This is a genomic window from Psychrobacter sp. Arc29, assembly GCF_041431175.1.
GTDB lineage: Bacteria > Pseudomonadota > Gammaproteobacteria > Pseudomonadales > Moraxellaceae > Psychrobacter.
This window is the reverse complement of sequence record NZ_JASMRR010000009.1, coordinates 71,986-96,721: the sequence shown is the minus strand read 5'-3', so window position 1 is coordinate 96,721 and position 24,736 is coordinate 71,986. Positions and strand designations below refer to the sequence as shown.

At 43.6% G+C, this 24,736-nt stretch carries 20 protein-coding genes and 1 riboswitch; of the genes, 9 read left to right on the top strand and 11 right to left on the bottom strand.

Annotated elements, in window-relative coordinates; all coding sequences use genetic code 11:
- Window positions 1-36: 36 nt before the first annotated feature.
- Window positions 37-1,221 carry a formate/nitrite transporter family protein gene (locus tag QO189_RS12170; protein ID WP_371532913.1) on the bottom strand — a complete coding sequence of 395 codons (1,185 nt, stop codon included), beginning with the start codon at window positions 1,219-1,221 and terminating at the stop codon, window positions 37-39.
- A gap of 292 nt (window positions 1,222-1,513) precedes the next feature.
- Between QO189_RS12170 and QO189_RS12165 the strand changes: the two genes are divergently transcribed.
- Both QO189_RS12165 and QO189_RS12160 read left to right on the top strand, forming a co-directional pair.
- Entirely contained in the window at window positions 1,514-4,447 is a 2,934-nt protein-coding gene (locus QO189_RS12165) for a valine--tRNA ligase (RefSeq protein ID WP_371532912.1), read from the top strand.
- A gap of 182 nt (window positions 4,448-4,629) precedes the next feature.
- Window positions 4,630-5,112 (top strand): GIY-YIG nuclease family protein, encoded by a 483-nt coding sequence (locus QO189_RS12160; protein WP_371532911.1) that lies wholly within the window; start codon window positions 4,630-4,632, stop codon window positions 5,110-5,112.
- A 150-nt stretch (window positions 5,113-5,262) separates the two neighbouring features.
- Here QO189_RS12160 and QO189_RS12155 read toward each other — a convergent pair whose 3' ends face one another.
- Together QO189_RS12155 and QO189_RS12150 are read right to left on the bottom strand one after the other, a co-directional pair.
- Window positions 5,263-6,111, bottom strand: coding sequence for an MAE_28990/MAE_18760 family HEPN-like nuclease (locus QO189_RS12155; protein ID WP_371532910.1), 849 nt, complete (start codon window positions 6,109-6,111; stop codon window positions 5,263-5,265).
- On the bottom strand, window positions 6,108-7,178 hold the full coding sequence (locus tag QO189_RS12150) for a DUF262 domain-containing protein (RefSeq protein WP_371532909.1): 1,071 nt from the start codon (window positions 7,176-7,178) through the stop codon (window positions 6,108-6,110). Before QO189_RS12150 ends, QO189_RS12155 begins: the two co-directional genes overlap by 4 nt.
- Window positions 7,179-7,303: 125 nt before the next feature.
- Here QO189_RS12150 and QO189_RS12145 point away from each other — a divergent pair, with 125 nt between their 5' ends.
- On the top strand, window positions 7,304-8,599 hold the full coding sequence (locus QO189_RS12145) for a VWA domain-containing protein (protein ID WP_371532908.1): 1,296 nt from the start codon (window positions 7,304-7,306) through the stop codon (window positions 8,597-8,599).
- Between the two features lie 106 nt (window positions 8,600-8,705).
- Here QO189_RS12145 and QO189_RS12140 read toward each other — a convergent pair whose 3' ends face one another.
- Window positions 8,706-9,602, bottom strand: a complete 897-nt coding sequence (locus QO189_RS12140; protein WP_371532907.1) for an ABC transporter substrate-binding protein — start codon at window positions 9,600-9,602, stop codon at window positions 8,706-8,708.
- Between the two features lie 120 nt (window positions 9,603-9,722).
- A riboswitch (TPP riboswitch) is annotated at window positions 9,723-9,839 on the bottom strand.
- Between the two features lie 219 nt (window positions 9,840-10,058).
- Here QO189_RS12140 and QO189_RS12135 point away from each other — a divergent pair.
- On the top strand, window positions 10,059-11,006 hold the full coding sequence (locus QO189_RS12135) for a DUF2971 domain-containing protein (protein ID WP_371532906.1): 948 nt from the start codon (window positions 10,059-10,061) through the stop codon (window positions 11,004-11,006).
- 101 nt (window positions 11,007-11,107) lie between these two features.
- Here the strand turns inward: QO189_RS12135 and QO189_RS12130 are convergent, their stop codons facing one another.
- Window positions 11,108-11,935, bottom strand: coding sequence for a hypothetical protein (locus QO189_RS12130; protein ID WP_371532905.1), 828 nt, complete (start codon window positions 11,933-11,935; stop codon window positions 11,108-11,110).
- A 440-nt stretch (window positions 11,936-12,375) separates the two neighbouring features.
- Here QO189_RS12130 and QO189_RS12125 point away from each other — a divergent pair, with 440 nt between their 5' ends.
- Together QO189_RS12125 and QO189_RS12120 are read left to right on the top strand one after the other, a co-directional pair.
- Window positions 12,376-12,798: a YbaN family protein gene (locus QO189_RS12125; protein WP_371532904.1), complete on the top strand. Its 423-nt coding sequence runs from the start codon at window positions 12,376-12,378 to the stop codon at window positions 12,796-12,798.
- Between the two features lie 243 nt (window positions 12,799-13,041).
- Window positions 13,042-13,251 carry a cold-shock protein gene (locus QO189_RS12120; protein ID WP_045453470.1) on the top strand — a complete coding sequence of 70 codons (210 nt, stop codon included), beginning with the start codon at window positions 13,042-13,044 and terminating at the stop codon, window positions 13,249-13,251.
- Window positions 13,252-13,436: 185 nt separating this feature from the next.
- Here QO189_RS12120 and QO189_RS12115 read toward each other — a convergent pair whose 3' ends face one another.
- A complete protein-coding gene (locus QO189_RS12115) occupies window positions 13,437-14,561 on the bottom strand; it encodes a YeiH family protein (protein WP_371532903.1) in 1,125 nt (374 codons plus the stop codon).
- A gap of 223 nt (window positions 14,562-14,784) precedes the next feature.
- Here QO189_RS12115 and QO189_RS12110 point away from each other — a divergent pair, with 223 nt between their 5' ends.
- The gene (locus tag QO189_RS12110; RefSeq protein ID WP_371532902.1) at window positions 14,785-15,720 is read left to right on the top strand and encodes a LysR substrate-binding domain-containing protein; all 936 of its coding nucleotides are present in this window, start codon (window positions 14,785-14,787) and stop codon (window positions 15,718-15,720) included.
- Between the two features lie 99 nt (window positions 15,721-15,819).
- Here QO189_RS12110 and QO189_RS12105 read toward each other — a convergent pair whose 3' ends face one another.
- Window positions 15,820-16,281: a universal stress protein gene (locus QO189_RS12105; RefSeq protein ID WP_058025444.1), complete on the bottom strand. Its 462-nt coding sequence runs from the start codon at window positions 16,279-16,281 to the stop codon at window positions 15,820-15,822.
- A gap of 158 nt (window positions 16,282-16,439) precedes the next feature.
- Window positions 16,440-16,901 carry a universal stress protein gene (locus QO189_RS12100; protein WP_238038841.1) on the bottom strand — a complete coding sequence of 154 codons (462 nt, stop codon included), beginning with the start codon at window positions 16,899-16,901 and terminating at the stop codon, window positions 16,440-16,442.
- Between the two features lie 407 nt (window positions 16,902-17,308).
- Between QO189_RS12100 and QO189_RS12095 the strand changes: the two genes are divergently transcribed.
- Window positions 17,309-20,374 carry an insulinase family protein gene (locus QO189_RS12095; protein ID WP_371532901.1) on the top strand — a complete coding sequence of 1,022 codons (3,066 nt, stop codon included), beginning with the start codon at window positions 17,309-17,311 and terminating at the stop codon, window positions 20,372-20,374.
- An 82-nt stretch (window positions 20,375-20,456) separates the two neighbouring features.
- On the opposite strand, the gene QO189_RS12090 is transcribed toward QO189_RS12095, so the two are convergent.
- From QO189_RS12090 to QO189_RS12080, 3 genes are all read right to left on the bottom strand, one after another.
- A complete protein-coding gene (locus tag QO189_RS12090) occupies window positions 20,457-21,020 on the bottom strand; it encodes an NUDIX hydrolase (protein ID WP_371532900.1) in 564 nt (187 codons plus the stop codon).
- 259 nt (window positions 21,021-21,279) lie between these two features.
- A complete protein-coding gene (locus tag QO189_RS12085; protein ID WP_371532899.1) occupies window positions 21,280-22,560 on the bottom strand; it encodes an AGE family epimerase/isomerase in 1,281 nt (426 codons plus the stop codon).
- 4 nt (window positions 22,561-22,564) lie between these two features.
- A complete protein-coding gene (locus tag QO189_RS12080; RefSeq protein ID WP_371532898.1) occupies window positions 22,565-23,380 on the bottom strand; it encodes an SDR family oxidoreductase in 816 nt (271 codons plus the stop codon).
- Between the two features lie 616 nt (window positions 23,381-23,996).
- Between QO189_RS12080 and QO189_RS12075 the strand changes: the two genes are divergently transcribed.
- Window positions 23,997-24,731, top strand: a complete 735-nt coding sequence (locus QO189_RS12075) for a CoA pyrophosphatase (RefSeq protein WP_371532897.1) — start codon at window positions 23,997-23,999, stop codon at window positions 24,729-24,731.
- Window positions 24,732-24,736 lie beyond the last annotated feature (5 nt).

The following is a 24,736-nucleotide window of genomic DNA, read 5'->3' as shown; positions in this document are numbered from 1 at the left end:
GGTAAGTTGATCCAATACGGATAGCATCGTTCAACGCTAAAATCTGCGCCTGTCTACTTCTGCTCGCGCCTCGGCTGCCTGTTCTTTGACTCTTTCAATTTCAAACAAGAACGTGCGGTTTTTGAGCACCGCGACAAATACCACGCCGCCTACCGTATTGCCCGCCAAGACTACGACTAAAAATACTAAATAGTGCCATAGACTGACCGTATTGCCATACAGCAATGCTGAAAACACTTCGATATTGCCAACGATACTGTGGTGTAAGCCCAAAAACCCGATACTACCAGTGATAATGGAAACCAAAACAATACGGCTAAGGGTATCGCGTGCAGATGTGACTAGCCATGCCGCCACGCCCATCATCCAACCTGCTAGTACCGCGCTGCCAAAGATAACCCACCACTCAAACCCCAAAATATGCTCAGCGTAAGCATCAATAGCATGGTCGGTAAACAGATGCATATGCAGCCCTAAGCCAACCATTAAGGCAGCAAACAGGCAGCCACCGACGATATTACCAGCAATGACGATACCCCATAGACGCAGCAGCTTATGCAGTGGTTCAATCTTGTTTAACACAGGTAGACTGAGTAGGGAAGTTTGTTCGGTAAATAACAACGACTGACCGATAACGACGATAATAAAGCCGATCGGATACAGCAGGGATGACAGTACCATCGCATAGCGACTCGGTAGCACATCATTGAGTAAGGCAAATGCGGATAAAATCACAAAAAAGCTAATACCAATTTCAAGCCCCGCTGTAAAGGCACTGGTAAAGAGCGAGCCAAGCGAGCGCTCAAAGGTTTCTTTGGCATGAATGACTTGCTCGACCAAGATACTGGCGTAGCTTTTTGCTTGGCTTAGATTGTCATCACCAGCGACTTTTTTGATGGTTTCCTTGTCTTCGTCGCTGATTTCTTCTGGTAGGTCATCATTATCCAGCTCTTCGGTGGCTTTTATATGTTCGTCTGAATGATGGCTGTCCACATGAGGGTTGGCGTGACTGTCTTCTGGAGAGTGGCTGTGCTGTAGCGTATGACTGTGCTCCATGTTGACTTTTTCATGATTACCATTCAGCGTATCGTTCGCATCATCATTGTGCTGGACATGATTTGTGGTACTCGCGGGCAAGCGCTCGCTGTCTGACAGGTTATCCTGAGCGTTGTCGCTATGTTTTTGGCTATACTGTTGGTTGTGTTTGGTATCTTGGGACAAGGTCGTCTCACTATTGATTAGATCGTATTTTTAGTATTTTTTAATATAAAGATATCAGCGCTATTTTAGCGCATGACAGTGGCAGGTTCTGTTGAGCATTTAACCGATTGGGGTTATTAATTGTTCAATAACGTCATGAAAAATGACCTTCAGGCTTTATAAATTGCCTTACCATCTAACAAAATCTGCCTATCTGCGTTAAAATCACTCTATTCATTATTTTCCTAATTTTTATATTCTCTTTAATTCAATTAACTTTGATCACATTCAATCAATAAAAGATAATGCCATTATGAGTAACCACAACCTAACTGCCTCTATTCAAGCGGCACTAAATCAATTAGAAAATGCCTATAATCCTGCACAAGTCGAAGCAGGTATGTATCAAGGCTGGGAAGAAAGCGGTTATTTTCAGCCGACGTTTGACAAAGACGAGTCGTTCTCTATTGCGCTACCACCGCCAAATGTCACAGGCTCACTGCATATGGGGCATGGGTTTAACAACGCTATTATGGATGCGCTGACCCGTTATCATCGCATGGATGGTGATAATACGTTGTGGCAACCAGGTACGGATCATGCGGGTATCGCGACTCAAATGGTCGTTGAGCGTCGTCTGGAAGCGCAAGGTATCAAGCGCCGTGATATGACGCGCGAAGATTTCATCGATAAAGTATGGGAATGGAAAGAAGAGTCGGGCGGCAATATCACCAGCCAAATTCGTCGTTTGGGCAGCTCGGTTGACTGGTCACGTGAGCGTTTTACCATGGATGATGGTCTGTCCAACGCAGTGAAAGAAGTGTTCGTACGCCTGTTCGATGATGGCCTTATCTATCGCGGTAAGCGTCTAGTCAACTGGGATCCTAAGTTTCAAACCGCGCTGTCTGATTTAGAAGTAGAAAACCATGATGAAAAAGGCAGCTTGTGGCATTTCCGCTATCATTTCACGGATACAGACCTAACCACCCAAGATGGTAAAAACTATCTGGTCGTTGCTACTACGCGTCCTGAGACTTTGCTTGGTGATACGGCTGTTGCAGTCAATCCTAGCGATGAGCGTTATGCACACTTGGTCGGCAAAACCATTACCTTGCCAATTACGGGTCGTGTCGTGCCTATCGTCGCTGATGATTATGTCGAAAAAGACTTCGGTACGGGTTGTGTCAAAATCACTCCAGCGCATGATTTTAACGATTATGAGCTGGGTCGTCGTCATAGCTTGCCACTGATCAACATCCTAGATGAGCGCGCCAATATTTTGCCAGCGATGGAAGTCTATCCTGATCTGCAAACGCGTGAGCCAGAGTTAGAGACTACGCCGAGCGATTATGCAGGACTTGAGCGTTTTGCGGCGCGTAAATTCCTTGTTGAGCAAGCAGGCGAGCAGGGCTGGCTAGAAGATATCGAAGACTACGCACTCAAAGCCCCGCGTGCCGAGCGTGGCGGTACGATCGTTGAGCCGTGGTTGACCGATCAGTGGTATGTCGCGGTCAAAGAGCTTGCTAAGCCTGCGATTGACGCGGTAGAAGACGGTAGCATTGAGTTTGTCCCTGCGCAGTACAAAAACATGTATATGGCGTGGATGACCGATCTACAAGACTGGTGTATCAGCCGTCAGCTGTGGTGGGGTCATCGTATCCCTGCATGGTATGACGATGCGACGGGTGAAATCTATGTCGCGCGTGACGAAAGCGAGGTGCGTAGCAAATACAGTCTCAGCGATGATGTCGTACTGCGCCAAGATAATGACGTGCTCGATACGTGGTTCAGCTCGGGTCTATGGACGTTCAGTACGCTTGACTGGGCAGACGTCAACGCTGATCCACGCGTGATGGATACCTTTCACCCAACCAGCGTGCTCGTGACCGGTTTTGACATTATCTTCTTTTGGGTGGCGCGCATGATCATGATGACCATGCACTTCGTGAAAAACGAAGATGGCACGCCGCAAGTACCGTTTAAGACTGTCTATGTGCATGGTCTGGTACGTGATGGCAATGGTCAAAAAATGTCAAAATCGAAAGGTAATGTCTTAGATCCGATTGATCTCATCGACGGTATTGAGCTAGAAGCTTTGGTAGAAAAACGCACCAGCAATATGATGAACCCGAAAGACTCGGCCAAAATCGAAAAGCAAACGCGTAAAGAGTTCCCAGAAGGCATCCCAGCTTATGGCACCGACGCGCTGCGCTTTACCTTTACATCCTTAGCCAGTACCGGTCGCGATATCAACTTTGATCTAAAGCGTGTCGAGGGCTATCGTAACTTCTGTAATAAAATCTGGAACGCCAGCCGCTTTGTCCTCATGAACTGTGTCGATGGTGACAGTAATGCCAAGCCTATCGATCAAACGGCGAATCCTGACGTATGGGAATTACCAGAAAAATGGATCATGAGTCGTCTGAACTCTAGTATCAAAGACATTCATCAGCATTTTTCTCAGTATCGTCTCGATATGGTCAGCCAAGATATCTATGAGTTCATTTGGAATGAGTACTGTGATTGGTACGTTGAGCTTGCCAAAGCCAGCCTAAATGATGACTCGGTGTCTGACGAGCGTAAAGCGCAAATCCGCTATGTACTACTGCACGTACTAGAGACGGCACTACGCTTCACCCATCCAATTATGCCGTATCTGACTGAGCAAATCTGGCAAACCATCGCGCCGCTACTGGGTCGCAAAAACACTGACAGCATCGTGGTCGCTGACTATCCACAGACTGATGATAGCCAAATCAGTGAGCAGACTGAAGCGGATATGGCGTGGCTACAAGAGCTAATCGCGAGCGTCCGTAACATCCGTGGTGAGATGAAACTGGGTAATGCTGTACGTCTACCAGTGCTACTACAAAACGTCTCTAGCGACGAAGAGGCGCGTCTATCACGTATCAAAAACCAGTTCAAAGCGCTTGCCAAAGTTGAGAGCTTAGAGATCGTCAAAGAAGGCGATGAGGTGCCACTCTCGTCATCAAGTATGGTCGGTCAGCTACGGGTACTCGTACCGATGAAAGGGCTCATCGATCCAACAGCTGAGCTGGCGCGTTTAGGTAAGTCATATGATAAGTTGAAAGGTCAAGCCGACGGTATCGCGCGTAAGCTCGGTAATGAAAGTTTTGTCAGTAAAGCACCAGCGGAAGTGGTCGATGCTGAGAAAGCGAAACTGGCTGAGTTAGAAGGGCAGTTGACCGCAATGACAGCACAGATGGAAGAGTTGAGGGCGTTGTAGTAGCTAATCCCACTTTCCGCTACAATCGGGGCTAAACTGTTCCTTCAGTCATAGTTGGGCGTTCTTAGAGTGCTATGATTTTGCTTTATTTCTTGAGAAAAGCAAGCATAGCTTTCTGAGAGTTTTACTTTGCTCATCAGTGCTGGTTTTAAGTTATTAATGAATTTTTATAGGAGAAAGTCATGGATAGCGCTAAGGAAATGGAAGGCTATGGTTGGGTATATATTTGTATGGATATATATAAACCAAACAAATGTAAGGTTGGATGCACTACTAGATGGCTTTCCAAGAGAGTAACTGAAACTGGAAATCCTGATTATGCTATTGTCAAGGCATATCGAATAATTAAAGAGGAGGTTCGAGCTGTAGAAAAATATGTTCATAAGATTCTGGGTAGTCCTCAGTATCATTTTATGAAAGAAACAAGATCTGAATGGTTTAACTACTCCCCAAAGCAAGCATGTCAAATAATTGAATATAAATTAGGTAAGACTTTAGGAATGCAAAGTTTAGAAGATGGTTCTGTAAACTTATCATCAATATCAACTATTCCCTTTAAGGAAGACATAAAATATGATGCCTTTGCTCTTTGCTTCGAAGATGAGATATCTTATAAGAACCTTGTTGATGCGGTTATCGGTTGCGGAAGTGAAACTTATTATTAAATGTAGATTTAATAATTTGATATAGAGCTTTACACTCTTTATAAGCATGAATATCTTAATACTTATGAATTAGCTAGTTTATGAATTTTAAAACTTAGATATGAGAAAGGCCACCTGGTTAGGTAGCTTTTTACTTTTCCGGATAATATATTAATTTAGAACTAACATACTTACTAGAGGTATCGAGCGTGGATGATATATTGCAGTATACGTACCAAACTCTTCTATTATGATATGAATTAGTGCTAGTTGTAAGAAAATGATTTTATTCTTCTGAAATGTTAGATTTTCAACTGAGTCTATATTTCGTAAGTCGTTTCCATGTGCTACTTCATGTCTACGCTTATTCAACTGATCTAAAAATTCTTCCCACAAAGTTCTTTCTTTACGCTGTTTAGATGTATTTGTTAATATATTGAAAGATTTGCTTGTATATTGATAAGGAAAATTCAAGCTATAGTTATGTAACTCATAAGTATACTCCGAGATCTTATCTTCTAGATAACTATTTCCCTCTGAAAAAACTAGTTCATAGCGAGAGGACTTCAAAACCTGAAATACTATATTTATACCCAAATTATCGAATAACGTTTCAATAACTTGAGGTTTAGGGTTGTTGTTTTTACTGTATAAGAAAGGTTTGAAATTTATATTGGAGTTAAGTGCTTTAAACTCTTCTATTAGAATATTAGTCAGCGTATTTTTAGCCTTATCAGTAGATTGACTATCTAGAAATTTCGAGCAATAGTGCCTTTGAATAGCTTCGCTGAGTTCATTAAATCTATAATTATCGTTTAAATCATCTATCGTATTCCTAATTAAATCCTTATAGAAACCTTCTAGGTTAGCAACCATAAGTACAGTAACTGATCTACAGATAGCATCATGCAGAGCAACATTTGTCTCTTTATGATCTTCGGCTGCCTTGAGTAGTGTAGTGATCTCGTCCCATCTACTCTCTAGCTCGTTTATTAATAGATTAAGGTAATTCTGACTCATAGAAGAGTCTCGATAGACTTATCAATTCTAGTATGTACTTTCGAGGCATCATTTGTACTCCCTTCTACAGTTTTAAAGTAGTCAGTGTCATGAAATAAGGTTCGGAAAGTATCTATATTCAAAATGGTTGAAGGTGGCATCTTAGATAGCGGTACAACTAAAGAGTCATAAACTGCTACATTAAAATTAGACATCCATTCGAGCTGACCATCCTTACTTCTGTATTTAGTAAAGGGCAATTCAACATCTGAATTTTCAATTATTTGAAAAGTGTTTATGAAATTTTTCTTTAGTATAGATAGTTCGTCCAAACTAAGCTCGTTGAACTCTGTCATTTTTCTGGTAAGGAAGTTTTTGAAAGAACTCTTGTATTGCTTGTACCCATCCTTATAAGATAGAGCAAAATATCTCAATACTAGCTCTTCATCTTCCATTTTATCGATTTTTTTATCAGTGAGCTTTGTTGCTGAGATGAACAAATGATTCTTAGCTAACTCTTTTATCAATTTTTTAAACGGGCCTCTACAAGTAGCATTTCTAAGTTCTTGTGGTTCTAATTTTACAGATCCAGAATTGAGACGTTCGAAGATGTCATATTTTACTTGATTATCTATAGTTGAGTCGATGCGTAAGCAGCGAATAGTTCTCTCTTCAAGTCGTCTTATTAAGAAAGAGGGAAGTTGATTGTGCTTCAAACCATTAAGCTCTTCAAGAACCTCCAATCCTTCCAAAATAAGATCGTTCATCAGAAATTTATGTATAGCAGTTAATCTTTGTTGACCATCTATGACTGAGTAGCGAGCTATTCCTTCGTCCACTTCATCGTCTACATCAACGTCTTGTGAGATATAAATTAATGGAACTGGAATGTTTAGAATAAGACTTTCGATTAGTTTAGAAGAAGTACTATTCTCCCACCTATGATTCCTTTGATATTCTGGATTTAGTTTTATGATTCCCTTGTTTATTTTTTTTACAAGCGTCTCTAAGTCATACTCAATATTCTGAGTTTTCACTGTTCGCTCTTTGGCTTTGTTTTGTATGTCTTTTAAGTTGTCTGCAAGCATGATGTTTACCTAGTATTAAATTCTGTCTGCTACTATGAACATAGTAGCAAATAACATCTTCAATGTGATAAGCGAAAACAAAATTCTAATTTAACAAAATAATATTAATTGTACTGAGGGAAACCATGAACCATCTCACCGTCGGACAACGCGCACCTTTAAGCAACATTGCTATTGACGATACCGCACCTATCACGCTCAAGTTCACCCGCCAAAGCCCAATAGAGATGGACATCAGCTGCTTTGCCTTAGACGCAGCGGGCAAACTGATCAATGATGATTACATGGTGTTTTATAATCAGCCAACCTCTCCATGCGGGCAAATCAAGCTCACCCATTACGAGTCGCAACCAACGGCGAATAAAGGCATCCAAGCCGAGTTTGAAGTGAATTTATCTAAACTGGCGGATAATATAGACAGCTTGTTTTTTGTGTTGTCAGCCGACACGCCGCTTAATCAAATTCAATCGTTAGAGATTGGCATTTGGCAGCAGTCGCAAAAGGTGCAGGCAGAATATCAAGCAGCAGACTTTGCCCAGCAGCAAGCCAGTATGTTGATGCAGCTGTACCGTAAAAGTGGCGTGTGGCGAGTATCTAACGTCGCGCAAGGCTTTAATGGTGGACTTGCCGCCATCGTGCAGCATTTCGGTGGCGATGTAGAAGAGGGCAGCACGCAAGCAGCAGACGTAACGGCAACGCCAGTTCAAGCAAAACCGTTGCTTGAGAAGGTCATGCTAGACAAAGCGCCAAAACTGGTTAACCTCGCCAAAAAAGCCACGGTATCGCTTGAGAAACGCCAATTACAACAATTAACGGCGAAAGTGGCGTTGGTGTTAGATGCCTCAGGCTCAATGAACAAACAGTATAAAAAAGGCCGCGTGCAAGAGGTGGTCAACCGCATATTGCCATTGGCAGTGAGCTTAGATGACGACCAAGCGCTAGACTGCTGGGCGTTTGCTCGAGATCCGCAGTATTTGGGTGAGATTGGGCTGAGCAACTATGAGGGTTTCATTGACAATGCTCATGGCGGCTGGCGCAAATGGGCACTTGGCCCACGCGTTAATAACGAAGCAGAGGTCATGAAAGCCGTCACTGAGTTTTATCAAAAGGACGGCTTAGATGTGCCTATCTACGTGCTATTTATCAGTGATGGCGGGGTGAATGACAATCGCGGTATCACGAGAGTCATGACGGATGCAGCGAAACTCCCAATATTTTGGCAGTTTGTGGGCTTGGGTGGTCGTGGTTATGGCATCCTAAAAAAACTAGACGACATGACAGGACGCGTGATTGATAATTGCGACTTTTTTGAACTTGATGACTTGGATGACATTAGCGAAGAAGCCTTGTATGAAAATATGCTAGAAGAGTTCCCAATGTGGCTCAAAGAAGCCAAGCAGCTTGATATCGTGCAGCAATAATCTTATTATTCTATTATCACTGACTAATTGCCACTGACTAAAAAACCGCCATAGCAAACACTATGGCGGTTTTTTATTACTCAAAATATCTTAACTGCTAAGATGTCTACAACGCCCACAGCGACTGATATTGCTCGTCGGTTAAGGTCACGATATCGATTTCGGCTAGCATCTCGCGTAGTTTTTCCCACTTATTGGCATCAGGCGTGATCGGCGTGATCAATCTGCTCAGCGTATTATCAATAATCGCATCCATCAGCGTATCGGCTTCAGTTTTACTATAGTCATAATACATACGGTGAGCGGTGGCTGGCTCGTTTTTGCACAGTGCTGTCATCTGGTTGGTCACTTGGATAAAGGTATCTATCGCGTCTTTTTTTGCGCTATAGATCTCATCCGTTGTGAGAACCTCTAACGCCGAGAAGTTCGGATAGGGTGACAGATGCTGATCGATAAACGTAAAGTCTAACCTCTCATGCGTCGCCTCAACCCCTTCAAAGTTATAAAAGCACAGCCATGCACCATCGAGGCTTGGGTCTTCTTGCAGGTTTTTTATATGATAAAAGTCCTTTTGCACAAAGCTCACATTGTCACGGCTGATGGTAAAGCCATTTTTCTTGGCATAGCGCGCTAATATCTCAAAGCCAATACGATTGGTTTTTTCTTCAGCGGCAGGGGTGCAAATGCGAATCGGCTGATTGTTCTGTAGCTTATCCATACTGGATTGCTGCATCAGTATGCCGCCATCGGTCTCAAAAAAACAGCCCAGCGCACGTAGGTTGGGCGCGTAATGTTCAAACAGATGGATAGGCTCATTGACATGCAGATCGATACTTTGGTTCTGTAGTTCAGCAAAGCCATCATAATGGTCATCTGGCTCGATAATGGTGATATCAAGCCCTGCCTGCTCATACGCGCCCGTCGTCACACCCGCGATAAAGGGTAGATGATCAGGGTTTAAGAACCATTCGAGAGTGAGAGTAAGTTTGGTGGTCGATTGCATGGTTGTTTCCTTTTTAATGATAGAAAACAATCAGACTGATGCTGTTTAAATAAAACAAGAAAGGCAAAATCTCAATATGAGAGTTGCTGTTATAAAAACGCATCACTAAGAGAGTGATTAAAACGTGTCACGCTTGTTTCCTACGTCAGTGCTAACTGCTTCAGGTTCACGGGTGTCTCTCAGCGATGATGTGGACTGTGTTTACAGTACTCAATCAACGCACCCCGACAAGATGTATTGCTACTTTATAGTATATAGCCACTTCTTATATAGCCACTTTATCATCATAGATGACTGGTGAGCAGTAAAGCAAGATTTTGCTTGGTTTCTAGTTAGTATGTGCAGCATGTTTTATCGGTTAATGCCCCGAATACAAATATTAAAAATTTAAACTACTAGACAGTAGTCCGCTAAGGTATGACATAATTATCCTCTGTACAGGGGATGAATTAAGTTATGAGTAAAGTCTATCACTATACGAGTATGGCGGGATTTTTGGGTATCGTGAACGACTCAAATATATGGGCAACCAATATTTTCTTTTTAGACGATTATCAAGAAATGAAAAAGGGTATCGATTACGTCAGAAAAAATATCGAAGACGAAAAGCTGTTTACTTCTATGTCGCAAGACTACAAAAAGATCATCGAGAACCTACAGGAGATATCCAGCGATCATTATGAGCGTGACGCCGATACAGAGATGTCGCTCACCAACTACTTGCTAGATATGTTAGAGGCACTCAGTCAGCAGTTTTATATTACCTCCTTTACGCACAATAAGGATTGCCCACGGCATTGGGATGCCTATTGTGAGCACGATGATGCCATCTGTATTGAGTTTGATGAGCACATACTCTCAGATAGCTTTAGATATAATAAGCTCAATCGATACTCTCAAGCTCAGCACCGGTTTGACAGTATTATCTATAGCTACTCTAACAGTATAAAAAAGTACTTCGATAAGCACCAGATAAGGGACGTTTTTTTTAGCAAAAAACAGACACTGGTCAATGATGTGAGAAGTATCAGAGAGCTCAGCGCTAGCAAAAAAAACGGCGCAGAACATCGCTGTAGTGTGACCGCTGATATATTGTTTTCCTCAATATTAGAAGCCTTAACAGAGTTTGCGCTTGTTAAAAATCCCAAGTTCTCTGGCGACAAAGAAAAAAGGCTGATATTGACGGTATTAAATCAGCACGATAAATCGATCAAATTTCGCTCGGCATCAGGAGTGATTATTCCTTATATTCCCGTGAGTATAGACTTAAGAAGCATTACCAAAGTTATCCTATCGCCGACAGAGGATGCGCTACTGAAAAAAAAGGGTCTAGAGATGTTAAGAGGTCGCTACAAATTGGATTTTGAGATATGCAAATCGGACTGTCAGTTGACGGGTATATGAGTGGTTAGTATTAAGTAAAAACTAAACCAAAGAGCAAATAAAAAAACCGCGCTAGTTTGGCTCGCGCGGTTTTTTAACGCTAATAGAAAGCAAATTCATGCTTAGTTATCATACAATGGTGCAAGCAACCCTTTGTAAGCAAGGCGTTCTTGGATCGGCATTTTAAAGACTTGAGTGGCGAATGGTGTTTCTTTACCCATTTCAATCTGATTGGTTTTTAGATTGACTAAGTATAGGCCATGAACTTGACCTGTTTTTGGTGTTGCAAAGCCAGTGCCACCTGTCGCAACTGCAGTGGTGACACCCATTGCCATCGAGTAGCCAAAAGAAGGTTTTGAACCTGTGACCATTGACACAAAGACTTTATCCGTATCTTCTAATTTGCGAATGAGGTCTAAGCTGTTCTTATCTAGCCCTAAGTCCACACTTGCGCCTTTAGATTTTTCAGCCATTTTACGCGTGTCGCTGTCTAAAGCTTGGAATAGATTGAGATAGGCCTGATTGGTGAGACCATCGAACGTATTATCAGCACTTAGGATAGGGTAGTCAGTATTTAGCACATCTTTGCTATCCGCAGTGGTCAAGATATCCATTTTGGTCAGTACTTCCTTAGTCTGTGTACCACAGACAAATGGTGCGGTAGTACGGGTCACACGCAGTCCTTTTTCGACCAGGGCTTCCTCAACGGTATGCATCATCGCTACAGATGTGGCATCTGATTGCTGATACAAAATGTCATTTTTACCCATTTCCACACGAATCAGGCAACCATCACTAACGATACTCACAGGCTGAGATTTTAAAGACTGCTGAGTCTTGTCATAAGCTGAGCGCGCCTCAGGACTGGTGGTGGTCGCACAACCACTAAAGAGCGTGATAGCTGCGAGCGCAAGAGACAGGGTAGCTGTTTTTTTAGAAAAATGAATCATAACAATCCCAATAAGTGATGAAGAGAAGTGAGTAATAAAGGGCAGACAACATCGGATACAGCATATAACTGAGAAAAATCAGCCGTTATACCACCCGTCTAATAAGACCATCTCTAAAATTATCTTGGATTGGCTATATATAAAAATCTGACTCGTGGTTAATGATTATCGATTGTTACATAAAGATACATTTTAGAGGATTTGTGAATTATGCCTAAAAGTAAGACAAATATCTACTACTATATGAATAGATTATCGATGATTGTTGAATTAAAGAAGCCATTTAATCAAGGAAACAAAACACAAACTAAAGACGCAAAAGTAATCTTGTTTGCTCACAATGTCTGATGCATGATGAGAGCTTAATCTATAGTGATATCAACCCTATGTATTGATGTCCTTTCCCTTACTACCTCTGTTAACCATACGATACGACTGTCATGACCAATAATAAAAAAGCGTTTTATCATAGGCCCAATACCAAGCAATCCAAAAGTCCAATGATGCGCTGGACCTTCGTGACGCTTGGCTGGATATTTTTTGTATTGGGTATTATTGGTATATTACTACCTGTGATGCCGACCGCCCCTTTTATACTATTGGCCGCAGGCTGCTGGGCACGTAGCTCCAAGCGCTTTCATTTTTGGCTGATCAATCATAAGTATTTTGGCAAGTTTGTGCGGGATTGGGAAAACAATCATGCCGTGCCGCTGTATGCCAAGGTTTTGGCAACCGTCATGATGGCAGCGTCAACAGCGATGTTATTTTACCGCTTGCCTGCCGATATGATGTGGATAGCATGGGTGGTAGCAGCCGCATGTAGCGGGGTGGCCATATATTTGTTCCGCTTGCCAAACGCCTAAATCATTGGTGTTTTTAGCTAAAACTAGTCAATAAATGGCGTTTGTTACACTAAAAGTGAGATAAGGCTTGCGATACTAGAATGTACCCCTTATAATACGCCCAAGCTTAAGAGCAGTTCTGCACCAAATCATTACCTCGTAGTATTAGTTATAATCCTTCGTTTTAATATTTATCGTTCAGTAGCTATTTGCAAGCGTTACCGGTCACTAGACCATTAATAAATTTAAAAGTAGGATTATACTATGTCAGACGTTCAAAAAGGTACAGTTAAGTGGTTCAACGAAGCTAAAGGCTTTGGTTTTATCGCTCCAGAAACTGGCGCAGACGTTTTTGCTCATTACAGCGAAATCACTGGTTCAGGTTTCAAAACTTTGGCTGAAGGCCAAGAAGTTGAGTTCACTGTAACTCAAGGCCAAAAAGGCCCACAAGCACATAACATCGTTGCTATCTAATTTGTCTTTATAGACAGATAGATGAAAAGATGTAGAAAAACGAGCCTTTGGGTTCGTTTTTTTTCGTCTGTTATTTGATGCTAAATGAAACGACAGATGTAAAAATGCCTCCGACTATATGGATAGTTAGAGGCATTTTTGTATGGGATAATGATGTAAGTAAATAAGCGTGAGCAATTGGCTTATTATATAAAGCCAATACCGATATTGATCAGACCACCGCCCAGTATTAACCAGCCAAACATCGCCGCTCCTAAAATCAAAGGTTTGACACCAGCTTGCTTAATCGCACTTAGATGAGTAGTCAAACCTAGCGCAAACATCGCCATCGTCAGCAATATATCATCTAGCATAATCATGCTTTGCTCGATACTTTTAGACATCGGTATCCAAGTATGCAATAAGACAATACCGATAAAAATAAACGCAAACCATGGCACTTTGACTTGCTTAACGCGGCTCATAAATGACGCTGTCTCGTTTTTACTACTCTCATCTTCCATAGCGGCATTATCTACGGTGCGATCTTTGGTTAGCGCAAACGATAATACGAGCAAGAAAGGCGCGAGCATCATAACGCGTATCATCTTGGTCACGACTGCAGTATCACCAATCTCAGTATTGATTGCATTGCCTGCGACCACGACTTGCGCCACCTCATGTACGGTTGAGCCAGTGTACATGCCGTACTGCTCGGCGCTGAGCCAAGGCTGTAACCAACCAAGCTGATATAAAAAAGGGTAGAGCAGCATCGCGATAGTACCAAATACCACGACCGTTGCCACAGCGATGGTAACTTTGTGGGCTTGCGCGTTGACCACTGGCTCTGCGGCGATAACGGCAGCAGCACCGCAAATACTTGCGCCTGAGCCAATCAAAATGACCGTTTCTTTATCAACTTTTAACCATCTAGTACCTAGCCAATAGGTCAGTAGAAAGGTCGACGTCAGTACGAGCGCATCAGTCATAATGGCTGGCATACCAACGTTTGCTACTTGTGTCATGGTCAACTTGAATCCATAAAACATAATCGCGAGGCGTAAAATCTGACCCTTGGCAAAGCAAACGCCGCCGTTTAGACGCTCAGTAAACTTGGGATAAATAGTATTGCCCAAGATCATACCCAGCAAGATCGCGAGCGTTAAAGAGGATAAGCCAACGATACGCCCGTTTGACCACACATCCAAACTCGTGTTTAACCATAAGCAAAACAAACCACCGATCAGCACCACAATCAGACCAGCCAAGTGGCGTTGGCTTGGAATGTAGTTACTCACTGAGCGACTGACTGATTTGGCTAGTGTATGCATAAGGGGCATATCCTGTTACTGATATTAAAATAAGCATAAGCTTATGAATAGACAGTATATGCCCGATACATTTATAATAAAAACAGATTGATAAGATATAAATTATCGATTTTATAGGTTAACGACCATTGTGGTAATCGATACCAAAAGTATGAATATCGATTAGAGACAAGCCTATTCGATAGGACAGATTAAAAAACTGACAAAAGGCATCATCAATATAATGAAAAAATCAGTACAGACATTGCCAAAGATTACACTTAAGCAGCTCGCTGTTTTTGTCAGTATTTATCAGACAGGCAGTACCAGCCGCGCCAGTGAAGTGCTGCACCTGTCACAGTCAGCGGTCAGTAGTGCGCTGACAGAGCTTGAGTCTAGATTACAGATGCCGCTGTTTGAGCGAGTCGGTCGCAGGCTTAATCAGCATCCCAATGCCCATCCTATCTATGTACAAGCTCAGGCGATCTTAGGGCAATCGCTCACGCTTGAGCATTATCATCAGTATCAGGCCGGGCAGATTCATATCGGGGCGAGTACCACGATTGGCAATTACGTGCTGCCATCATTGCTTGGCAAGCTATATGAAGCGCTACCTGATGCCAACGTCGATATGTATATTGCTAATACTCAAGAGGTAGTGAGTGAGGTTGAGCAGCTCAATATCGATATTGCTTTAGTAGAAGGGATGCCGCGTCCGATAGATATGAAAGCCATTGAGCAGCGCGAATGGCGCACGGATACGCTGATGATATTTGCCAAACGCGATAGCAAATGGCTAAAGAACGTCGCTACCTATAGCGAAGATGAGGGCTGCTATCAGCTGACTATTAATCAGTTAGCGCAGTTGCCGCTACTCGTACGTGAGACAGGGTCGGGTACACGGCAGATTATCGATGAGCAATTACTAAAATATTTGCCCAATGCAGAAGTGGTAAAGGCCATACACCAATCAGAAGCCATCAAGCATATGGTGAGTGCAGATATTGGTCTTGGTTGTCTATCACAGCATGTGATCGAGACAGAACTTGTAGCAGGTGAGCTGGTACAAGTGCAGGTCGCGGGGATTGATTTGTCGCGGACATGGTGGCTGGTCTGGCACAAAGCCCGTCACCAAATCCCCATATGGCAGACGTTTATAGACATTATTCAACAAGGGTAAGTTTTATGATTTAGAAGTAGTAGTAAACAAAAAGCGCAGCATCAATCATGATACTGCGCTTATTTTTAATGAATAATCTCATATAGCCAAAGTGAGGTTTTACGTCGAAACTGGTTTATCCAGTCTCACCACAAAACTGTCGCAAGGTACGTTGGGTAAGATATTATCTGCTGTTGCGCCGCTGATCCATGCCGCAATACCAGTGCGCTTATGGCGACCGATGACCAATAGATCGACGTCGTGTTTATGACAGTAGCTGACGATACCTTCACTGCTAGAGATGGCAGTGGTGACTTCTGACGTCGCTGCATTGAGCTGGTTACGCTCAAGGAACTGTGCCAGCTTGGCGCGTGCTTCTTGACAGCGCTCGTCATCAATCTCATCATAAAGACTTGACGCAGGCACCAGCTCATAGCCAAAACCCACCATCGTATCTTTGACGATATGCAGAACGGATAACTTAGACCCTGGGCGATTTTCGACAATGCGCTTGGCTTTTTGCGCGACGATATCCGCATCAGAGAGTAAGTCAGTGACCAGTAAAATATGTTCGTAACTCATAACGTCTTCCTCATGTCAGATAGTATTTACTATAGCACTACTATAGAGCGCTGTTAAGTAATGCTTGTCTATCTTTGCGACATAGACTTTGATATAGAATAAAACTCTAGTGCAGCGCTAACAAATAACAGGTTAACTCGAATGATCAGCTAGACTCCTTATTCTGATACTGGCTCATCAAGCTTGACGACTAGGCTGTCGCAAGGGACGTTTGGCAAGATACTATCGGCAGTTGCACCGACTAGCCAAGCAGCGATACCGTGACGTTCATGACGTCCAATAATGAGTAAGTCGACCTCTTTTTCATGGCAGTAGTCAACAATGCCTTTACTGTTAGAAATAGCAGCCGTCACCTCAGAGTTGACTGCTTCTAGCTCGTTGCGCTCCAAAAATTGCGCCAGCTTAGCACGTGCTTTTTGCCATTTTTCATTATGGACATCGCCTGATAGGCTAGAGGAAGGTACTAATTCATACCCAAAGCGCACCATATCGTCTTCCACAATATGCAGGACAGACAATCTGGCCTCAGGAGAGCCTGCGAGTATACGTTTGGTTTTTAGGGCAACCTTGTCCGCATCAGATAATAAGTCAGTAACCAGTAAAACATGTTGGTAGCTCATGAGGTGCTCCTATTAGTAGTGAACTTCATGTTAGCAGTGCAAACGGTCTCTGTTAAGCGATATGACCATCATTTGAATGTGGCTTTTGTTGGAATTATGTTTGGTGATCAAAATATCAAAGTTGACTACGCTATAGAGTATTGCCTGATTGCTGACTTGACTTATCAACGACCAAACCCCACTAATAGCGCTAAGCCAATTCTTTTTTAGCCAATATAGTCACTATAAATACCTGCATAATTGAGTTCAAAAGCCAATATCGGGTTTTAGCATTCAGTTTTTTCAGAAAATGTAAGTCAAAATGTTTTAATAGCCATTTTTACGACTGATAGTTCAATAGTTTTTACCACTCTATTTACCCTGATAGTCAGGGCACACGATACGCATTGTAAGCGATAAGGATAACTATGACTGATACCCCATTTACTGCTGATCTAACGTTGCATCCAGCATTTGAGCTGATTGAGCATCGCCATATTGAGGCGCTATCGATGGATGTGCTGATTAGTCAGCATGTGAAGACAGGCGCGATGCATTATCATTTAGCGCACCCAAGTGATGAAAATGCGTTTTTAGTCGGCTTTCGCACCCAGCCGATGGACTCAAAAGGTGAGGCGCATATTTTGGAGCACGTCGCATTGTGTGGCTCTAAAAAATTCCCAGTCCGCGATCCGTTTTTTTCGATGATTAAACGTTCATTGAATACGTTTATGAATGCGATGACCGCAGCCGATTGGACGGCCTATCCGTATGCCACGCAAAATAAAAACGACTATTTTAATTTGCTCGCTGTGTACCTTGATGCGTCGTTTTTCCCCAATATCCATCCGCTTGATTTTGCACAAGAAGGCATCCGCGTAGAGCTAGACGAAAATGATAAGCCGCAGTTTAAAGGTATCGTCTTTAACGAGATGAAAGGCGCGATGAGCGGTGAGATTGATCAGCTTTATCATACGGTTGCGCATCATCTATTCCCAACGACGACTTATCACTATAATTCAGGTGGCGATCCTGCCCAGATTCCTGACTTGACACATACTGAGCTGACGGCCTTTCATGAGAGTCACTATCATCCCTCAAATAGTGTGATCATGAGTTTTGGTAATATTCCTGTTGCTGAGACACAAGCGAAAATACACGAAGACGCTTTGATTCAATTCGAAGCAGGTAAAAAGCATGTCTCGCGTCCAGAGCAGCGTTTGTCTGCACCTATCAGTGCGGTTGATACGTACACTGCTGATGAAGCCGGTCCAGATCAAACTCACCACGTGGTCGCTTGGTTGTTGCCATCGATCACTGATCCTAAGCAGCGTTTGGCGCTGCGTTTGCTCGAAGGCGTACTGATTGAGCATTCAGGCTCGCCACTACGTGCTTATTTGGACAGCCATCCACTGGGTAAAGCACCAAGCCCACTATTGGGATTGGATGACAGTCATTATGAAATGGTCTTTTATACGGGACTGCGCGGTTCTAACCCTGAACATGCCGAAGCGGTAGAGCAGGGTATTATCGACTTGCTAACTGAGGTAGCAAACTCACCAGTCGATGACGAGACAATCGAAACCATTTTGCACCAGATTGAAATTGATCAGCGCCACATCGGTGGTGATAGCGTTCCTTATGGTCTAAACCTGATGCTAGAAGGCTTTAGTACTGCCATTCATGATGGTAATCCAATCGATGTGTGGGAAGTGGATGAGCATCTACAGTGGTTGCGCGAGCAAGTCGTCGATCCGCAGTGGCTACCGAACTTAATCAAAACGCATCTGCTGGACAATCAGCACCGTGTGCGCGTCACAATGACGCCAGATAGTGAAAAATCAGCGCGCCAAGCGGCAGCGGAGCAAGTACGTCTAGATACCATTGAGATGGATCTGACCGCTGATGATAAGGCTATCTTGAAGCAACAAGCCTTAGATTTGGCTGCACGTCAAGCTGCGCCAGATGATTTAAGCTTATTACCAAAGGTAGGTCTAGAAGACGTACCAACAGATATTAGCTTTAAAGAAGGCAACCAAAAACAAGTGCGTTTAAGCGGACAAGATAGTACGCTATTTGAGTACGAAGCAGGTACTAACGGTATTTATTACTATCAGGTAATTGTACCGCTGACTGAAGCCATTGGTAATGGCAACGCAGATGAGCTACCAGTGAATGATGTCATCAATCATCCACTCTTGCCTATTTATCTGAGCTTGTTGTCTGAGCTGGGTACAGACTCGCTCAGCGCCCATGAAATGCAGGCTAAGCAAGCCGCACATTCTTCGGGTGTGACCGCGCGTATCAGTCAGCGTACTCATGTGGATGACAGCCAATCCATTAGCAGCTACTTTGTCGTGGCAACGCGTGCACTCAATCGCAAGCCTGAAGCGATTGATTTGCTCAAAGAAGTGATGGAGCACAGTATCTTTACTGAGCATGACCGTATCAAAGAAATCTTGCAGCAGCGTCAAGCCAGCTGGCAATCTAATTTGGCAGGTTCTGGTCACTCATATGCAATGCAAACCGCCAGCCGTGGTATGAGTCGTCAAGCGCAGCTAGAATATGTACGTAGTGGTTTACCAGCACTCAACGCACTCAAAGCGTTCTTGGGTCATGCCAGTACCGATGATGCACAGTGGGATCATTTAGCGACCAGTTTGATGGACTTGCATCAACGTTTGATCAGCTTGCCTAAGCATGCCGTTATTATCTGTGAAGCTGAGCAAACGGAACGCTTGAGTGGCCTGATCGTCGATAGTTGGAAAGACAGTAAAGCAGCAACCACTGCTGAAAAAATAACCAATACTGAAGCAAATATCCCTAGCGAATTTGCAAATCTACATCTAGATAGCGCGCTAAATGGGGAAAAAGACGCGGTCAAAGCATTAGAAAGTGGGACTGCTCTCGATGTTGCAGATTTAGCGTGGTTAGTGCCAACCAACGTTTATCATAATGCCAGCGCTTATACCGTACCAGCGGCTGACCATCCTGATACTGCTGCATTAATGGTATTAGCGCCTTACCTACGTAATGGCTATTTGCACAGTGCCATTCGTGAGCGCGGCGGTGCCTATGGCGGCGGTGCTGGTTATGACGCCAATGCATGTGCGTTTAAGTTCTTTAGTTACCGCGATCCGCAGTGCGCTGAAACCTTTGAGCATTTTGAGGCCAGTATCGAGTGGATTTTAAACGAGCCACAAACCGATGAGCAATTAGAAGAAGCGATTTTGGGTATTATTTCAGGCATGGATAAACCGGGCTCTCCTGCAGGGGAGGCGATTAAGGCATGCTTTGCCAACTTGCATCATCGTGGTGCTGACTGGCAACGTAAAATGCGCGCCGCTATCCTAGCCGTGACTCTTGATGACTTGCAGCGTGTTGCCAAGCAATATTTGCAAGGTCAAAACCATGTACGTGCCGTATTAGCACCTTATGATAAAGAAGAGACAGTGAAAGGTCTTGGTTTTGAAGTATGTAGAATTAAGAGCTAAGACAATTAGGTTTGTTTTTTATTAAAAGTTAAGCACAAAAAAGCCAAGCATGACGCTTGGCTTTTTTGTATTTAGTATTTGCTTAGTACCGTTTGATACTCAAATCTTTGCCGATTTTGTCTTGATGGATCGGAAATTCTGACAACTCGTTGTACTGCTTACGATCAGCAAAATAGTTTTTTAAGGTAAGGCGAATGGCTTCAAAGGCGAGCGTATCCCATGGAATATCTTCTTCACTAAACAGCGCACAATCAAGGCTTTCTGAGCCAATACCGTAAGCACCATCTTTTAGATCGGCTAGATAGATAGAGTAGATCTGCCCAATATCTGGTAGGTCATAAATGCAGTATAGATGCGGATTTAGTACGATGGCATCAGCTTCTTCGTAGCTCTCGCGTGCGGCGCCTTCAGCCATGGTTTCGCCGTTTTCCATAAAACCTGCAGGTATCGTCCATAGCCCATATTGCGGCTCGATCGCTCGGCGGCACAGTAGCACTCTGTCTTCGTGTACGACTAGCGAGCCACAGATAACCTTTGGGTTTTCGTAGTGGATATATTGACAATTGGGGCACACCAAGCGCGGCATATTATCTGTAGGTGGGATTTTTCGTTCTGCTTTATGACCGCATTGGAGACAATAGCTCATACCAACTACCTTTATTAGTAAATATTGTGTGTCCACTTATCTTAAAAGTTTTTTTGCCGTTCTGATGTTTGCTTTTGTATACAGCAGCGATAGTGACAAATACTTTTGAGGATATCCTTTTACTTTTAATGAGAAAAGCTATTTTATTTAATTTTTATGATTACAACGAAAACGTTCTGACAGCGCATTTCAATCGCCATCAGAGCGTTACTGGTTTATCGGCTATATCCTACTTATGAATTAGGTTATAAAAAGTAGGTCATAGCAATTGGGTTTTTGTTTCGAGCATTTGTGTGCGCAGTCCACCAGCTACCGATGCAGAGATAGGAATCAATGGCGTTACAGTGGCTTGAAAGTCATGATAAAGATCTTCGCGCGTCGGATATACGACAGTACTTAAATTGCCATCTGCATCCACCTCATGACGCCAGCCGCCGTGCTCAAGATCAATCAAAGTACTGGCAATATAATCCCAAGCTAAGCGATAGTAATGCTCAAAGCGCGGGTCATCCGTACGGCGCGATAGCATCAGTGCGGTATTAGCCATCTCAGCCTGTACCCAGTAAGGACGGTTTGGTATTGAAATCTCATCATCCCAGCCAATGGTATAGACCATGCCGGACTGACCGTCAGGTGCCCAGCCGCGATCGATAGCGCTATCAAATAATGCAACGGCATCAGGTAGCAGCCAATCAGGTACGTCATAACCATGTGCGATACAGGCAGACTCAACTTTGAGAAGCAGGCCTGCCCATTCTGCAAAATGACCAGGTGTGAGCCCCCAAGGCCGCAGGTCATCAGAAGGTTCATTCGCATCGTAGTCGGGCAACAGATTCCACCCACTATCAAAATGTTCAGGTAGGCGACCATCGTAATTACTAGGCATATGATGACCGAAACGCTTGGCTAAGTGTAGTGCGCGGTCTAGCCAACGCGTTTCACCCGTGGCATCTGCCAATGCTAAGCAAGCTTCGGTCGTATGCATGTTGCAATTGGCACCGCGATAGTTTTCAGGATCAGACCAATCAGCGGTAAAAGAGGGCAGCATCGATTGTTCATCTTCTAACCAAAAATGCTGATCGATGATTGCTATCGCAGCTTGCATTAGCTCTGAACCGCGTGGGCGACCAGCAATGCTAGCAGAAGCGCCAGCAAGCGCGACAAATGCATGCAAATAGGCGTTTTTGCGTGATGGGTTTTCATGAGTTGAAGAAGCATCACTGAACCAACCGCCATGTACCGAGTCGCGTAATGGGCCATCAAGTAACGCGTCTATACCATGGTCAGCAAGTGTTGCCGCCCCCGGTATGCCCATTAGTGCCGCTAGCGCATAGCAATGCACCATCCTCGCAGTGATGATGCTCTTTGCAGTGTCATCTACCATGTTGCCATCGTGACCCAAAGTAGCAAACCCTGAGGGCACGCGCGCTTTGGCATAATGTTCGAGCAAACGTTGTCCTTCAGCGAGCAACCAACGGCGATGAGTATTGCTATCTGCCCAACAGACAGATAGCAGGTCAGAGGAGTCAGGAGAATCCATGATATCAGCCATTGGTAATCATACCTCCGTTTATGTGCAAGGTCTGCCCAGTCACGAAGCTACTATCTTGGCAAGCAAGAAATACATAGGCAGCGCCCATCTCACGTGGCTGACCCATACGCCCCATTGGTGAAGACATGGATTCTAAAATATCTTTATCAAAGTCTTTAAATACCAGTTGAATCTCGCTTACCACAGGACCTGGTGCCACTTGATTGACGCGAATACCGCGACTAAGTAGTTGTTGCGATAACGCGCGAGTGTAGCCGACGATAGCGCCTTTGGTTGCGGTGTACGGCACCAATACATCATTGCCAACGTATGCATTAACGGAGGTGGTATTAATGATGCTATCACCTTCTTTCATATGCTCAAGGGCGGCGCGGGTTGCATAAAACATTCCTGCCATATTGACATCAAAATGCTGTTGCCAGTCTTCATCACTGACCTCAGACAAATCATGATACGGCTTTTGCATACCAGCGTTATTGACTAGCACATCAATGCCGCCCCATTTTGCTACGACAGCTTCGACTGCCTCTTTGCAACTATTACTATCTGCTGTATCACCCTGCAGTACCAGCGCGTCTGTGCCTTCTGCTTCAATACCTTCACGCGTCTCATTCGCGCTCTCCTCATCAGAGTGATAAAGGATGGCAACTTTGGCACCTTCACGTGCCATATGAAAAGCCACTGCGCGGCCAATACCGCTGTCTCCGCCAGTGATTAAAATGCGCTTGTCAGCCAGTTTTCCTGAGCCTTTATAGTTATCATTGATATATTCAGCAGGTGGCATCATGTTGTCGATTTGGTCTGTCATAATCTGTATCCTTCGTTTTAAGGTATTGTTTATTGTTATTACAGCAATCCTATGACGCTGGCATCAGTATTTTTATAATGCTATTTTAGGATGTCCGCCTCATAGTCTTGCTAGCAGTCATCATAATACCCAAATGCGTTTTTTGAAATATTACTCGGTTAATGTTTGGTAATTTAAAGATGCAGTTATGATACTTACTACCATGAGTGAATACCAAGCAAAAAGGATATTGAGAAAATATTAATTAATAAAGCGATCACCGTCTAAGACAGACGGTATGAGACATTGGGTGATTTGGAAAAATGTAAAGACGCGGCAAAAAATAGTCATTTAGTTGAAAGGCTCACTCGGATAGAGACTCAGTCTATATAACAAAGCTTATACACAAGCGGTAAGCCGTTTTATGTTCATCATAGTGGCCGCATATATACATAGCAGTCAGCTGATGCATTAATAAATCGCAATTCGTCTGAAACAGCATAAATATGAGATACATCTATAAAAGCGATAATCTGATTAATAAGAAAGGCTGCCATACTAGTGACAGGTTATACTGGTATGCTGGCACTGGTATTTTCATGAGTAATATGAAGATGACCACTCATAGGATTTTATAATGACCGTACCCGAAAATATTGATTTTTTTAATAAGTTTAGCGTCGCTGTCCCAAGCTTTATTCGTCATCCCACACTCAGAAAACTGGCCGAGCGAGTGCAACAGGAGACATTGAATGCGCTTACGAGTCCGGCGATGTATGAGAGTGGCAACACCTCACAAAGTACGCGTATTTTGGATAGCTTATATCAGACACCCATTGCTGATGCATCGATATTAGTCGCGATCACTCATGAGCGTAAACCAAAAATATTATTGACGCGGCGAGCGGCTCATATGAACAGCCATGCAGGAGAGGTATCCTGTGCAGGCGGCAAACACGAGATAGGTGATGGCAACAACGTCGTGACCGCTTTACGTGAAGCCTGTGAAGAGACGGCGCTACCACCTAATAAAGTGCAATTGCTGGGGCAACTGCCGATCCAAACGTCCAAAAGCGGTATGAGCGTACGTCCAATTGTCGCACTCATCGCTCCAGGTCTGGTGTTAGTTCCTGAAGTGGGAGAGATATCACGTATTTTTTGGGCGGATTTAGAGTCGTTAGTCAACCAGCCAACGGTAGAGTATGCGGTAGAATATAAAATGCAAGAACAAACCGCGACCATACTGACGCCGAGTTGGCAAGTAGATGGTGAGACAGTATGGGGACTGACAGGGCGTGTCATTGCTAACCTGCTAGAAACAGGATTCGATCGTCAGCTAGAATGGTATTACCGCGTAGAAAACAAACGCTGATAGAT